12 protein-coding genes, 1 tRNA gene and 1 pseudogene are annotated in these 13646 nt (G+C 70.0%); 4 read left to right on the top strand and 10 right to left on the bottom strand.

All coding sequences use genetic code 11. The features are described from left to right. Window positions 1-53 precede the first annotated feature (53 nt). Window positions 54-1307 (top strand): styrene monooxygenase/indole monooxygenase family protein, encoded by a 1254-nt coding sequence (locus tag AC3EUV_RS32265; protein WP_432146244.1) that lies wholly within the window; start codon window positions 54-56, stop codon window positions 1305-1307. Between the two features lie 91 nt (window positions 1308-1398). Here the strand turns inward: AC3EUV_RS32265 and AC3EUV_RS32260 are convergent, their stop codons facing one another. The 3 genes from AC3EUV_RS32260 to AC3EUV_RS32250 all read right to left on the bottom strand — a co-directional run bounded on the left by AC3EUV_RS32260 (window position 1399) and on the right by AC3EUV_RS32250 (window position 3460). Beyond that, window positions 1399-1662 (bottom strand): hypothetical protein, encoded by a 264-nt coding sequence (locus AC3EUV_RS32260; RefSeq protein WP_042148688.1) that lies wholly within the window; start codon window positions 1660-1662, stop codon window positions 1399-1401. A gap of 36 nt (window positions 1663-1698) precedes the next feature. Then, entirely contained in the window at window positions 1699-2439 is a 741-nt protein-coding gene (locus tag AC3EUV_RS32255) for a TetR/AcrR family transcriptional regulator (RefSeq protein WP_432146256.1), read from the bottom strand. Window positions 2440-2512: 73 nt separating this feature from the next. After that, window positions 2513-3460: an AurF N-oxygenase family protein gene (locus AC3EUV_RS32250; RefSeq protein WP_435604467.1), complete on the bottom strand. Its 948-nt coding sequence runs from the start codon at window positions 3458-3460 to the stop codon at window positions 2513-2515. A gap of 180 nt (window positions 3461-3640) precedes the next feature. Here AC3EUV_RS32250 and AC3EUV_RS32245 point away from each other — a divergent pair, with 180 nt between their 5' ends. After that, complete coding sequence (locus AC3EUV_RS32245) at window positions 3641-4747, top strand: ferritin-like domain-containing protein (RefSeq protein ID WP_432146246.1); 1107 nt, start codon at window positions 3641-3643, stop codon at window positions 4745-4747. A 30-nt stretch (window positions 4748-4777) separates the two neighbouring features. Here AC3EUV_RS32245 and AC3EUV_RS32240 read toward each other — a convergent pair whose 3' ends face one another. The 6 genes and pseudogenes from AC3EUV_RS32240 to AC3EUV_RS32215 all read right to left on the bottom strand — a co-directional run bounded on the left by AC3EUV_RS32240 (window position 4778) and on the right by AC3EUV_RS32215 (window position 10286). Next, window positions 4778-4960 (bottom strand): hypothetical protein, encoded by a 183-nt coding sequence (locus AC3EUV_RS32240; RefSeq protein ID WP_432146247.1) that lies wholly within the window; start codon window positions 4958-4960, stop codon window positions 4778-4780. 186 nt (window positions 4961-5146) lie between these two features. Next, window positions 5147-5929: an ABC transporter ATP-binding protein gene (locus tag AC3EUV_RS32235; RefSeq protein WP_432146257.1), complete on the bottom strand. Its 783-nt coding sequence runs from the start codon at window positions 5927-5929 to the stop codon at window positions 5147-5149. A 196-nt stretch (window positions 5930-6125) separates the two neighbouring features. Continuing rightward, window positions 6126-6611, bottom strand: a complete 486-nt coding sequence (locus AC3EUV_RS32230; RefSeq protein ID WP_432146248.1) for an HD domain-containing protein — start codon at window positions 6609-6611, stop codon at window positions 6126-6128. A gap of 69 nt (window positions 6612-6680) precedes the next feature. Next, complete coding sequence (locus tag AC3EUV_RS32225) at window positions 6681-8135, bottom strand: penicillin-binding transpeptidase domain-containing protein (protein WP_432146249.1); 1455 nt, start codon at window positions 8133-8135, stop codon at window positions 6681-6683. Between the two features lie 314 nt (window positions 8136-8449). Beyond that, window positions 8450-9808: pseudogene (locus AC3EUV_RS32220) on the bottom strand (FtsW/RodA/SpoVE family cell cycle protein); the annotation flags it as partial. A 115-nt stretch (window positions 9809-9923) separates the two neighbouring features. Continuing rightward, on the bottom strand, window positions 9924-10286 hold the full coding sequence (locus AC3EUV_RS32215; RefSeq protein WP_432146251.1) for an SH3 domain-containing protein: 363 nt from the start codon (window positions 10284-10286) through the stop codon (window positions 9924-9926). 798 nt (window positions 10287-11084) lie between these two features. Here AC3EUV_RS32215 and AC3EUV_RS32210 point away from each other — a divergent pair. Then, on the top strand, window positions 11085-12371 hold the full coding sequence (locus tag AC3EUV_RS32210) for a cytochrome P450 (protein ID WP_432146252.1): 1287 nt from the start codon (window positions 11085-11087) through the stop codon (window positions 12369-12371). A gap of 413 nt (window positions 12372-12784) precedes the next feature. Here the strand turns inward: AC3EUV_RS32210 and AC3EUV_RS32205 are convergent. Continuing rightward, a tRNA-Arg gene (locus AC3EUV_RS32205) sits at window positions 12785-12856 on the bottom strand. 225 nt (window positions 12857-13081) lie between these two features. Here AC3EUV_RS32205 and AC3EUV_RS32200 point away from each other — a divergent pair. Then, on the top strand, window positions 13082-13606 hold the full coding sequence (locus tag AC3EUV_RS32200) for a response regulator (RefSeq protein WP_432146420.1): 525 nt from the start codon (window positions 13082-13084) through the stop codon (window positions 13604-13606). The last annotated feature ends 40 nt before the right edge of the window (window positions 13607-13646 follow it).

The following is a 13646-nucleotide window of genomic DNA, read 5'->3' as shown; positions in this document are numbered from 1 at the left end:
GCTCTCCCCCCACTCTCCCCGAACCACCAGCAGTAATAGAGAAGAGTCCCGCCATGCGGAAAATACTCATCGTCGGAGCCGGCCAGTCCGGTCTCCAGCTCGCCCTGGGCCTCCAGTCACAGGGCTATGAGGTCACCCTCATGTCCAACCGCACCGCGGACGAGATCCGCGCCGGCCGGGTCATGTCGACGCAGTGCATGTTCGACACCGCGCTCCAGCACGAGCGCGACCTCCAGATCAACTTCTGGGAGAGCCAGGCCCCGCGCATCGAGGGCCTCGGTGTCTCGGTCGCCGCACCGGGCAGCCACGAGTCGCCCGAGGGCTCGCAGCGTGCCATCGACTGGGTCGGCAAGCTGGACGGTTACGCCCAGTCCGTCGACCAACGGGTGAAGATGGCCGGCTGGATGGAGACCTTCGCACAGCGCGGCGGCCAGCTCGTCATCCATGGCGCGGCCGTCTCCGACCTGGACTTCTTCGCGAGCCGCTACGACCTGACGCTGGTCTCGGCCGGCAAGGGCGAGCTGGTGTCCATGTTCGGCCGCAACGCCGAGCGCTCCCCGTACGACGCCCCGCAGCGCGCGCTGGCCGTCGCCTACGTGCACGGACTGGGCCCGCGCCCCGAGCACCCCGACTACGACGCGGTGCGCTGCAACCTCGTGCCCGGCGTCGGCGAGCTGTTCGTGATGCCGACGTACACCACCTCCGGCCGCGCCGACATCCTCTTCTGGGAGGGCATACCCGGCGGCCCGCTGGATGTCTTCCAGGGCGTCAAGGACCCCGATGAGCACCTCGCGGTCACGCTGGAACTGATGGAGAAGTTCCTGCCCTGGGAGTACGCCCGCGCCACCAAGGTCGAACTGACCGACGCCAACGCCACGCTGGCCGGCCGCTACGCTCCCACCGTGCGCAACCCCGTCGGCAAGCTGCCCTCCGGCGGTCTGGTGCTCGGCGTCGCGGATGTCGTGGTCGCCAACGACCCGATCACCGGCCAGGGCTCCAACTCGGCCTCCAAGTGCGCTGCCTCCTACCTCGCCTCCATCGTGGAGCGCGGGGACCAGCCGTTCGACGGGGACTGGATGCGGACCACCTTCGAGCGGTACTGGACCACCGCCCAGCACGTCACCAAGTGGACGAACGCGATGCTGGCGCCGCCGCCGGAGCACATCCTGAACCTCATCGGCGCGGCCGGGCAGCTTCAGCCCGCCGCCGACCGGTTCGCCAACGGCTTCAATGACCCGTCGGACTTCGAGAACTTCTTCTACGACCCGGAGAAGACGAATGCGTATCTGGCGTCGCTGACGAAGTGACGGGCCCGCCCACGTTTTCGGGTGCGGCAGCCGTGCGCGTCCCTCCCCGCTTCCGGCGGGGAGGGACTTTTCGCTGCTGCGGCGCTCCGGCTCAGTGAGGCTTGCGCCAGGGCCACTTGGGGCCCGTGGAGGGTTTTCCGGCGGGGTCGTACTCGTACTTCCAGCCGCTGGGCAGGCCGAGGCGGCCCACCCGGGCCGGGACGCGCCGGTAGAAGTGGACGGTCGGGGGCCGGCCGTCATCGTGGGGTTCGGGCACCTCGTACGTCTTGGGCGGCTGGCCCGTCATGCCGACCAGTACGGGCAGGACCCGGCCGTCCAGCGGGCCGCCGACGAAGAGGGTGTTCTCGCTTCTCACGCCCTCAGTGTCACACCGGCCCGCCCCGGCGGCGGCTCACAGCAGATGCGCGGCGTCGCTCACGACGGGCAGGGTGCGGCGGGCCAGATCGCCGGCCGGGCCGTCGGAGGTCTCCAGCTTCAGCGCCGCCCGGGTGACCCGGGCGGTCTGCGGGTCCCCGGCCGCGGTCGCGGTGAGCAGCGCGATGAAGTGGTCGACCAGCCAGTTCCGCAGCTCGTCGAGGCCCGGCTGCTTGTCCTCGTCGAGCCAGATCAGCGAGGCCGCCTCGACCGCGGTGATCCACATCCGGACGGTCATCCGCAGCCGCAGGCCCGGCTCCGGCTGGCCCAGGTGCCGCAGGATCTGATCGGCCGCGGCCCGCCGCACCTCGTCGACGATCGCGGTCGTACGGGTGGTCTCCACGACGCTGCCGCCCTGGAGCAGTGCGCTGAACCCGGCGTCGTGCTCGTCGACGAACGCCAAGTAGCGGTCCAGCGCACGGGACAGCCGCTGGGTGAGCGGCCCGGTGTCCGGCTCGGCGAAGCAGCGCTCCAGGATGTCGGCCGCGCTGCGCAGCGCGGCCTCGTACAACTGCTGCTTGCCGCCGGGGAAGTAGCGGTAGACGAGCGGCCGGGAGACCCCGGCGGCCAGCGCGACATCGTCCAGGGAGACGTCCTCGGGCGCGCGCTGGGCGAACAGGTCCAGCGCGGCGGTGAGCAATTGGCTGCGGCGCTGCTCCACGCTCAGCCTGCGGTAGGCGGGTCGGGGTACTGCTGGGGCCGTGCCGCTGCCGTTCATGAACAGCAGCGTAACCGGCCCGGATGTCGGCTCGTACAGGTGCTCGGGGTCTACGGGGTCCATGCCGCCCGCTTCAGGCCAGCAGGCCCGAGCTGCGCCACAACCGGCGGCCCATACCGCGCAGTACGCCGATCTCGTCGAGGAACTCGGTGAGCCGCCGGGCGCCGGACTGCATCACCTCACGGCGGTGGCCACTGGCCCTGACCTGGGCGACAGCCTCTCGCCGGTCCAGCCCCACCTGGGCGTAGACGTCCGGATTGACGAAGGCGACGGAGAACACCCGGGCCGCCTCGCCGGAGCTGATCCGGGTCAACTCCCGCTCCCAGCGCGGCGCGGTGACCATCTGGCGGCGCAGCTCCTCGCGGGCGTAGCGCACATGCCGGGCCTCCTCGACGACATGGATACGGGTCACCCCGCGCACGATGCTCTGCACCCGCTCGTCCGGGAAGGTCAGCCGCTGCATCCAGTCCAGGATCTCCTCGCCGAGCAGGGTGCAGGCGAACGACCCCGGGGTGGTGGAGACCGTCTTGAGCACCCGGGCGAGGCTGTGGTTGAGCCGGGAGACCGGATACGCCGGTGCGCCGCCCTTCTGGATCATGCGCGCGAACATCTTGGAGTGCCGGCACTCATCGGCGATCTCGGTGAGCGCGTAGCGGACATGGGCGCTGGTCACCGGCTTGTCGTAGATGTGCCGGACGAGCAGCTGCATCAGGATGATCTCGAACCAGATGCCTAGCGAGGCGAGCGCGGCGGCCTCGTGCCGGGACAGATCCTGCTGCTGCTCCAGGGACATCTTCCGCCACAGCGGGGTGTCGTAGAGCGAGACCAGCTCCGGCGGCCAGAACCACTTGCCGTCCTCCAGGGGCGCGTCCCAGTCGAGTTCGGTATCGGGGTCGAAGGAGTGCTTGGCGGAGGAGTCGAGCAACCGCTCGGCGACCTGCTCCCGGTCCTTGAGCAGACCGAGGGCGTCCCGCAGCACTTCGGTGTCCGTCTCGGTCATTGCGGTGGGCGCGCTCGTCATCGCTGTGGCTACCTCGCTCTGCGGTCGGGGCCTGTCCTGCCGGTGCTCATCTCTTATGAGACTCTGCGTCAGCAAGCTCGTCAATCCCCCGTGCACGACTTATTGACCCGTCGGTAAGAAACGTGTGAGCCTGCCAACGACCGCCCATGACAAGGCGTTTGGCGACCGTAGGAGGCGTCCGTGTCGACCCGAGAGCTCTACGTGCAGGACCCAGGCGACCCCGTGTGGAAGGTGCCCGCCACCGGTGCGGCCCGCTTCAGCTGGGACTACGACGACGGACGCGAACGGCTGCTCGCGCTCTACCAGAAGGGCAAGGACAAGCAGTGGGACGCCAATCTGCGGATCGACTGGGACCTGGAGGTGGACCCCCAGGACCCGCTCGGCACCCCGGATGAGTCCATGTCCCTGTACGGCACCAAGTACTGGGACAAAATGACCGAGAAGGACCGGGGCGATCTGCGCCGGCACTACACCTCCTGGCAGTTCAGCCAGTTCCTGCACGGCGAGCAGGGCGCGATGGTGTGCGCGGCGCGCATCGTCGAATCCGTACCGGACCTCGACGCGAAGTTCTACTCGGCCACCCAGACCATGGACGAGGCGCGGCACGCCGAGATATACAGCCGCTTCCTCCAGGAAAAGATCGGGATGCTCTACCCGGTCAACGACAACCTCCAGGCACTGCTCTCCGACACCCTCAGGGATTCCCGCTGGGACATGCCGTACCTCGGTATGCAGGTGTTGATCGAGGGCCTGGCGCTGGCCGCCTTCGGCATGATCCGCGACACCACCACCAAGCCGCTGCCCAAGCAGATCCTCGCGTACGTCATGCAGGACGAGGCGCGCCATGTCGCCTTCGGGCGCATGGCGCTGCGGGACTACTACAAGCAGCTCACCGATGCCGAACTGCGCGAACGCGAGGAATTCGTCATCGAGGGCTGCTACTTGATGCGCGACCGGCTGCGCGGTCTGGAAGTCCTGGAGAACTTCGGTATTCCGCACGACGAAGCCGCCGAATTCACCGAGAACTCCGAATTCCTGCATCTCTTCCGCAAGCTGCTCTTCAGCCGGATCGTGCCCTGCGTCAAGGACATCGGCCTGTGGGGCGAACGTCTCCAGCGCGCGTACGTCGACATGGGCGTCTTCGAGATGGGCGACTCCAACCTCGATCTGCTGATGGCCCAGGACGAGGAACTCGCCGAGAAGCTGGACGCGGAGCGCTTCGCGGCCGAGGAGGAGGCCCGTACGGCGGAGGTCGCGGCGGCCATCGAGCAGGGCGCGGAGGGCTGACCGCCGGGCGGCCGGACCTCCGCCCGGCCGTCAGGGGGTCCCGCCGGGAAGCCCGGCGGGCAGAAAGCCGAGCACCTGACGGACGAGCCCGTCGGGGTCGGCGTACGGCAGCGAGTGGTGTGTGACCCCCGCCAGGGTCGCGACCCGTACGCCCGCCAGGGTCCGTTCGGCCTGCGCCGCGACCCGTCGGGGATCGTGCGTCCGGCTCGCCACTTTCGAGGCCGGCGAACAGGCGGCGATCCGGCGGTTCCTGAGCGGGGTGGGGGAGGCGGTGGGGGAAGAGGTGACGGAGGAGGGGGCTTAGGGGCGCCTGAAGGGGCGCGGGGAACTGCGCGACCAGCCACCCGCCGCCGCAGATGCAGGACGGCGGACGGCGTGCCCGGCCCGTCCCGCGGAACGTCAGCGCCTGCCCGACCGCGCCAGCCAGCGCCCCTCGTGCCGGGACACCTCGATCGGACGGCCGAAGCAGGCCGTCATCCGCTCACCGGTCAGCACCTCGTCCACCGGGCCGCCGGCCTGCACCCGGCCGTCACGCAGCAGCAGGGCGTGGCCGATGGCCGGGGACAGCTCCTCCAGGTGGTGGGTGACCGTCACGGTCGCCAACTCGGGGCGCCCCACGGCCAGTCGGTGCAGCGCATCGATCAGATCCTCACGGGACGGCAGATCGAGCGCGTTGAAGGGCTCGTCGAGCAGCAGCAGCCGGGGCTCGGCCATCAGTGCGCGGGCGATCAGGATCCTGGCCCGCTGGCCGCCCGAGCACACCCCGAACGGGCGGTCCGCCAGCTCCTTGCAGTCCAGCTCGGTGAGCAGCTCATGGGCGCGCTCGCGGGTGGCCGCGTCGTACTTGCGCCACAGCGGCTGGACGGTGCCGGTCGCGCCGGTCAGCACGACCGTGTGGCCGGTCGCGTCCTGCGGAACCTTCTGCGCGCCGGAGACCAGACCGATGACGGCCCGCAGTTCACGGACGTCCACCGTGCCGAGGCGGTGGCCGAGCACCTCGACGGTGCCGACGGTCGGGAACATCAGCGCGCCGACGAGCCGCAGCAGGGTGGTCTTTCCGGCGCCGTTCGCACCGAGCAGCGCCCAGTGCTCACCGGACCGTACGGTCCAGTCGACGGCATCGAGGATGACCTGCCCGGTGGAGGAGCGGCGGACGCCGACGCCCTCCAGGGCGGCGATCACCGGGGCGGCTTCGGGGGCCGGCTGCGGCGCGGACCGTGCGGACGGCGGCGCGGACCGTGCGGGCTCCGGGGGCTGCGAAGGCTGCGGAGGCTGCGTAGGGCTCATCGCCACAGATTAGCTTCGTAGGGCATCTTTCTGGGCGGCCGTCCGAGGTGCGGACCCGGTCCCCGCAGCGTCCCGTCCGTACCTGTGGTGGCTACGGCGCGGACAGCCCCAACAGCCCCCGCACCCGCGCGTACTTCGCCGTCAGCCGCTCGCGCGTCGGCGCGTCCAGTACGGCCAGCCGGTCCGGATCGGCGTTGTGCGCCAGATCGGCCTCCTTGACCAGCAGCGCCCCCGGCGTGGCCAGAATGCGTGCGGTGTACTCCTCGACCGGTTCGCCCGCCCGCTTGGTGACGGCCAGGATCATCGCCTTGACCGCCTCGCTGAGCGCCGCACCGGCCAGCCACTCCTCGCTCAGCGCCCCGTCCTCGACCGCGTCGTGCAGCCAGGCCGCGGCGATCTGCTCGTCACTGCCGCCCCGTTCGCGTACGCCCGCCGCGACCGCCGCCAGATGCCCGGCATACGGGCGGCCCGCCTTGTCCGTCTGCCCCGAGTGCACGCGCCGCGCCAGCGCCTCCACTTCGGCGAGGGACAGCAGCGGGGGCGGGGCGGGTTCCATGGGCGGGATCGCGTCAGCCATACGGCCATTGTGACGCGGACGGCCGGGTACGCGGCAAGGCACCGGCGGCCCAGACGTCTCACGGACGTCTTAGCGCACCGCCGCCGCCATCACCGCCCGCGCGATCGGCGCCGCGCTGCCCCCGCCGCTGATGTCCGCGCGGTCGGCGGCCGCGTCCTCGACCACCACGGCCACCGCCACGGCCGGCTCGTAGCTGTCCTTCGCCCGCGCCCAGGAGATGAACCAGGCGTACGGCGTCCCCTCGTTGCGCACCCCGTGCTGCGCGGTACCGGTCTTGCCGCCGACCGTGACGCCCTTGATGGCGGCCCGTTCGCCGCTGCCGTGCGCGACGACGTCGATCATCATCTCCTGGATCTGCTGTGCGGCGACCGGGCCGATCACCTGGCGGGTGGCGCGGTGCGGACCGGCCGCGATCATGACGCCCCTGGCATCGGTCACCTTGTCGACCAGCGTCGGCGGCGCCAGCCGGCCCCCGTTGGCGACCGTCGCCGAGACCATCGCCATCTGGAGCGGCGTGGCGGCGGTGTCGTACTGCCCGATGGCGGACAGCGCGACCTGCGAGGCATCCATCCGGGTATCGAAGTTGCTAGGCGCGACCGGTGAGGGGATACGCAGCCGGGCGTCGTTGAAGCCGAACCGCCGGGCCATGCCGACCATGTCCCGCAGCCCGATCCCGGCACCCAGCCGCGCGAAGACGGTGTTGCAGGAGGCCCGGAAGGCGCCCTTCAGCGAGGCGTCCGCACAGCCCTCCGCGGCATTGCCGAGCAGGGTGGCGGTGCCGGGCAGCGGGTAGGGATCGGGCGAGTCCGTCCGGGCATCGATATCGGTGACCTGGCCGCTCTCCAGCGCGGCCGCCGCGGTAATGACCTTGAAGGTGGAACCGGGCGGATAGGTCTCCTGAAGCGCCCGGTTGAGCATCGGCCGCGGCCCGGCGGTGTTCAGCCGGTGCCAGGCCGCGCCGACCGCGCCGTCGTTGCCGGACAGCTCACCCGGGTCGTACGAGGGCGTGCTCACCAGCGCCAGCACCCTCCCCGTACGCGGCTCGATCGCGGCCACCGCGCCCTTCTTGCCGCCCAGCCCGTCGAACGCGGCGCGCTGCATACGGGGGTCGATGGTGGTGTGCACGCTGCCGCCCGGCCGGTGGGTGCGGGTCAGCTGGTCCCACCAGGGGAAGGTGGCGAGCCGGTCGTCGAAGCCGGAGAGGATGCCGTCCTCGGCGCTCTCCAGCAGCGAGGTCCCGTAGATCTGCGAGGAGTAGCCGGTGACCGGTGCGTACAGCGGTCCGTCGGTATAGGTGCGCTCGTAACGCAGCCGCCCCCCGCTGTCCCGGGAGCCGGTGACCGGCCGGCCCGCAACGAGCACGGCACCGCGCGGCTGCTCGTAACGGGCGATCACCCCCCGGCGGTTGGCCGTATTGGCGCCGTATCTCTCCGTCTCGAAGACCTGCACCCGCGCCGCGTTGACCAGGAGCGCGACAAGGAGCAGGAAGGAGAACGCGGCGGTGTGCCGAATACAGCGGATCAACGGCCCGCCTCCGGTGACGCGGCGTCATCGGCGGAGGCCGGGGGCGGGCCGTCCGGGGGCCGCTCCTGGGGCTGGGCCCGGGCCTCGGCCCCCGGCGTGTGGGACCGCGTCGGGGTCTGGGACCGAGCCGGCGTCTGGGACCGCGTCGGCTTCAGAAACCCCACCACCCAGCTCCGCGCCCCGAACCCCGCGTCACTTCCCCCGTCCTGCGCCACCAGGCTCCTCGCCGGACTCCCCGAAGAGCTCCCGGCCGGGGCGCCCGCCCCCGCCCCACTACGGCTCCCCACCACCCCGCTACGGCTCCCCACCGCGCCCCCCGAACCGCCCCCATCCGGCCGAGGTGTCCGCGCCCGATCGCTGATCCGCAACAACAGCGCGACGATGATCCAGTTCGTGACGACCGACGACCCGCCCTGCGCCAGAAACGGCATCGCCATCCCCGTCAGCGGAATCAGCCCTGTCACCCCGCCCGCGATGACGAAGACCTGAAGGGCGGGCAGCGCCGCCAGCCCCACGGCCAGCAGGCTGCCGAACGGGTCCCGCAGCCCGAGCGCGGCCCGGTAGCCGCGGGCCACCAGCAGCGCGTACAGCAGGAACAGCGCGGTCAGCCCGGCCAGCCCGAGTTCCTCGCCGAAGGTCGCCAGGATGAAGTCGGACTTCATGGCGAAGCCGATCAGATACGAGTGGCCCTGGCCGAGGCCGGTGCCGAGCATCCCGCCGGCCGCGAACGCGAACAGCGACTGGGCGAGCTGACCGGGCCCCCGGCCCGCCGCGATACCGGCGAACGGATGCTGCCAGTCCTCGACCCGGCTGTGCACATGCGGCTCCAGCGTGCCGACGGCGGCCGCCCCGACGCCGGCCAGGACCAGCCCGACCGCGATCCATCCGGTCCGCCCGGTGGCCACGTACAACAGGACGACAAAGATCCCGAAGAACAGGAGCGAGGTGCCCAGATCCCGCTCCAGCACCAGCACCGCGACGCTGATCAGCCAGATCGCGACGATCGGTCCGAGCACCCGGCCCGTGGGGAGCCGCAGCCGCCCCATCCGGCGTCCCGTGTGGGCCAGCGCGCTGCGGTTGGCGGCCAGATAGGCGGCGAAGAAGACGGTGATCAACACCTTGGCGAACTCGCCCGGCTGAATGGAAAATCCGGCGATACGGATCCAGATCTTCGCCCCGTTGATCGCGGGGAAGAGAATCGGCGCGGCCATCAGCACCAGCGCGAGCGCCGCACAGACATAGGCGTACCGCTGGAGCACCCGGTGGTCGCGCAACATCACCACCACCGCGATGAAGAGCCCGACACCCACCGTCGACCACATCAGCTGGGTGGGCGCGGCATGGTCGCCCGGGGTGTCCAGATCGAGCCGGAAGATCAGCACCAGCCCGATCCCGTTGAGCAGTACGGCGGTGGGCAGCAGCAGCGGATCGGCGTACGGGGCGCGGAAGCGGACGGCGAGATGCGCGAGCAGCGCCAGCCCGGCGAGCCCCGCCCCGTACCGGACCGCACCGCCCGGCAGCGCATGCCCTCGGGCCAGCCCCACCACGAGATACCCGCAGACGCTGATCAGGACCGCGCCTACGAGGAGGGCCAGTTCGATGCCCCGCCGCTTGGGCAGCAGCGGCAACGGGGGAGGGGTGTCCGCCGGGCGCGCGGCCGCCGCCCTCGCCATTGCCGTCATGCCTGGCAACGTAGCAAGCGGCAGCCGCTATTTCCGTTATGTCCGATGCGACGTTCGGGGTGTACGCAGCGGACGCACCACCTGGGCACGCCGCCTCAACGCCACCTCAGCACCACCGCGGCTCCGCCCCCTCGTTCACGATGTGCCGCGTCGAGGACCAGACGTACGAGGCATCGCTGAGCCTGTACCAGACCGGGTTGTCCTCGACGAGCTGCCCGTTGAGCCGGCAGGAGATCCCGACGACGGACCCGTACTCCTTCACGCCGATCGCACGGAACTCGGTACTCGGCCCGGTGCGCAGCACCAGGCCGTCCTTGGCGACGACCCGCCCCTCGTACTCCGTGAGCTCGTCCCCCTCGCCGTCGTGGGCCGCCAGGGCGGGGCCGGCTACCAGGACCCCGGCCAGCGCACCGGACAGAAAGCAAAGGGCGAACGTGCCGAACTTGCCGGACTTCGACTTCGGAAACATGCGCTTCCTCCTGCGAAGGGAGAGTCCCAGGGGAATCCCTGTGGGGTGAACCGATGCGGAGTTGCCGGGCGTCACTGAACGGACGGGCCGGGGCGGACGCCCCGCCGGTGCGGTGCCTGTCGCACCCTTCCCCGGCTGCGAGTGCGGCCTCTCCGTCACGCGCCGCCCTCTCGCACCGCGCCGTGCCGCTGCCCCGCTCTCCTCTCACGCTAAGGAGGGCGCGGAGAGTCCGCAACTCGTCACGTTCTGTGACCATCGAGGGTGCGGGGACCAGGCCGGGCCGGCACTCAACGCTCAGCACGTCGACACTCGGCACGCCGACTCTCGCCACACGACACTCACCACATCGACACTCACCGCCTCCACAACTCCACCCGAACCGCCCGTCATCCGGACATCGGCCGGCCGAAGGTGAGGTGGTCCACAGGGAAGTGTGCGGGGGTGGAGGCAACGTGGAGCGGCTGACGCATGTCTAAGAGAGGGGTCAGGGAAGAGTCAGGGATGAACCAGGGGTCCCCCAGGGGCATCCCGGGTTGTTCCGTGAACGCCGCCAATGGCACTTTGTAAACTCGTCCGGACCGAATAGAAGAAGAAGGCCGAGGCCGAGCTCGTCACGCTGATGCGGACGACCGAAGACTCCGGTCGATGGCATGGACCTGTGCCATGACCACCGCAAGCGAGGGGCTATGGCGTACGTCACACCCGTAGACGCCGAGTGGGGGTTCCGTGCTGTCCCGGCCGTCTTGGGCCGCCGAGCGCGGGTGACCGTCCCCCTCGACGAAAGGCAGTATTAGCGTCATGACGACTCTCCGTTCCCGGATCATCGCCTGGGCCGGCCGCATGTATCTGGCGAGAACACAGAAGAAAGGCTTCGACCTGTCTCGAATGTCTTTCTTGCCCGAGTCCGTCCTGATGCCATTGCGGCGCGACGGCCTCAACCCGGTGGGCGATTTGGCGGCCGTCCGGGAGCGGGAGCCCGTCAGCAAGCTTCCCGTGCCGATAGCCGCCAACGTCTGGCTGGTGACCGGCTACGACGAGGTCAAGGCGGTGCTGGGAAAGGCCAATGCCTTCAGCTCCGACTTCACCAACCTCGTCGGCAAGGCGGGCGCCGGTGCCGAACAGAACCCCGGTGGACTCGGATTCGCCGACCCGCCCGTGCACACCCGTCTCCGCCGGCTCCTGACGCCCGAATTCACCATGCGGCGCCTCGGGCGGCTCACACCCCGCATCCATGAAATCGTCGAGGAGCGCCTCGACGCGATGGAAAAGGCGGGAAAGAACGGCGACCCGGTCGACATCGTCCACTCTTTCGCCCTTCCCATCCCCTCCCTCGTCATTTGTGAACTCCTCGGCGTCCCTTACGAAGACCGCGCCGACTTCGAACGCCTCAGCGCCGCCCGTTTCGACCTTTTCAGCGGAGCGAACGCGTCCTTCGGCGCCATATCTGAATCCCTTTCCTATTTCCGGGACATCGTCAAGAAGCAGCGCGAAAACCCGGGCGACGGCCTGCTTGGCATGATCGTGAAGGAACACGGCGACACGGTCAGCGACGAAGAACTGGCCGGCCTCGCCGACGGCGTCCTCACCGGCGGCTTCGAAACCACCGCCAGCATGCTGGCCCTCGGCGCCCTGGTCCTCCTCCAGGACCCCAAGCACTTCGCCGCCCTCCACGACGACGATGACGTCGTGGACGGCTACGTCGAAGAACTCCTCCGCTACTTGACCGTCGTGCAGGTCGCCTTCCCGCGCTTCGCCCGCGAGGACCTGGAAATCGGCGGCGTCCAGATCGCCTCCGGAGATGTGGTGCTGTGCTCACTGAGCGGTGCGGACCGGGACGGCAAACTGGGCCCGGAAATGGAACAGTTCGACCCCACCCGCAACGTTCCCTCCCATCTCGCCTTCGGCTACGGAATTCACCGCTGCGTAGGCGCGGAACTGGCCCGCATGGAACTCCGCGCCGCCTACCCCGCCCTGGTACGCCGCTTCCCGAACATGCGCCTCGCCGCCAAACCCGAGGACCTCGAATTCCGCAAACTCTCCATCGTCTACGGAATCGAATCCCTCCCGGTCCACCTCAACAACTGACCCCACCCCACCCCCGCGCCCCTCACTGACCGGGCACTTGGCCGAGGCGCCTGGTGCCCGGTTTTGCGGTGTCCCGGACCGTGTCCAGCCGCCGTCCCGCCCGAATGTGGCGCACCGTCATTCCCCGCCGGACCCAACTCACGCAAAATGCACAGCGGTTCCCGCCGCCGGGCTCAGGAACTCCTGGGGCAATCCCTCGAATGCGACGGAGACGTGGCCCGGTACACGCGCTTAGCGGGACCCACCGACCGTCGTCCCTGCCGTCCCCGTCGCCCCCGAGTGCGCCGGACACGGTGCGTATCCGCTCGCATCACACCAGCTACTCGCGCTTCACCATCGAGGGTGCGCAGACATGAAAAAGACCCCGCCCAGCGTCTCTGCGCTGGCGGGGTCTTCAGGCACCTCATTCAAGGTGCCCCCGGCAGGATTCGAACCTGCGCACACGGCTCCGGAGGCCGTTGCTCTATCCCCTGAGCTACGGGGGCGTTGCCGCCTGTGTTCTCGTGGCGACGGGTAGAACACTACCAGCTCTGATGGGGTGTTCATGAACAGGTTTCGTCGGCGGTATGTACGGGGGTGCGACGGGGTGGCCAGGGCGCCTAGCGCATGTGAGGGCCCCGGTGCGGGACGCTCGGGGAAAGGTCCCTCGCACGGGGGCGGAAGTGGGGAAAACCGGGACGCAGTCGCAGGTGGGGTCCTAGTCTCATGGTGTGCCTGGCTTGTCCGGTCGGATCCTTGTTGTCGATGACAACAAGGTGATCCGCCAGTTGATCAGGGTCAATCTCGAGCTGGAGGGCTTCGAGGTCGTGACCGCGGCTGATGGTGCCGAATGTCTGGATGTCGTGCACCACGTGAGACCTGATGTCGTGACCCTTGATGTCGTGATGCCGCGGCTCAACGGTCTGCACACCGCGGCGCGATTGCGCTCCGATCCGCGGACGTGGGACATCCCGATCGCCATCGTCAGTGCGTGCACCCAGGGTGAGGTGGACAACGGCGAATCGGTGGGCGTGGACGCGTTTCTCGCGAAGCCCTTCGAGCCGGCCGAGCTGGTGCGGATCGTGGGGATGCTGGTGCGGGAGGGGCGGCAGCGGCAACGGGAGCGTGGGCCCGAGGGGGCCGATGACGAGGACGGGGAGAGCGACGGGGGCGGGGGAGGGGCGGGGCGTGGTGCCACGTCCGGTGGGGTCGCGGCGTCCGGTGGGGTCGGTGTGGTGGATGCGGGCGGGGAGTAGCCGGGAAGCGGTGACCGGGCGCCCCGGAGCGTGACGTGGA

It is taken from the genome of Streptomyces sp. bgisy130, from assembly GCF_057708345.1.
This window is presented reverse-complemented; position numbering and strand designations above follow the sequence as displayed.

What these genes read in the sequence shown, in the direction of transcription:
- AC3EUV_RS32265 (WP_432146244.1), top strand. Translation starts at nt 54, where the DNA reads ATGCGGAAAATACTCATCGTCGGAGCCGGCCAGTCCGGTCTCCAGCTC.
- AC3EUV_RS32255 (WP_432146256.1), bottom strand. Translation starts at nt 2,439, where the DNA reads ATGAACGGCAGCGGCACGGCCCCAGCAGTACCCCGACCCGCCTACCGC.
- AC3EUV_RS32250 (WP_435604467.1), bottom strand. Translation starts at nt 3,460, where the DNA reads ATGACGAGCGCGCCCACCGCAATGACCGAGACGGACACCGAAGTGCTG.
- AC3EUV_RS32230 (WP_432146248.1), bottom strand. Translation starts at nt 6,611, where the DNA reads ATGGCTGACGCGATCCCGCCCATGGAACCCGCCCCGCCCCCGCTGCTG.
- AC3EUV_RS32215 (WP_432146251.1), bottom strand. Translation starts at nt 10,286, where the DNA reads ATGTTTCCGAAGTCGAAGTCCGGCAAGTTCGGCACGTTCGCCCTTTGC.
- AC3EUV_RS32210 (WP_432146252.1), top strand. Translation starts at nt 11,085, where the DNA reads ATGACGACTCTCCGTTCCCGGATCATCGCCTGGGCCGGCCGCATGTAT.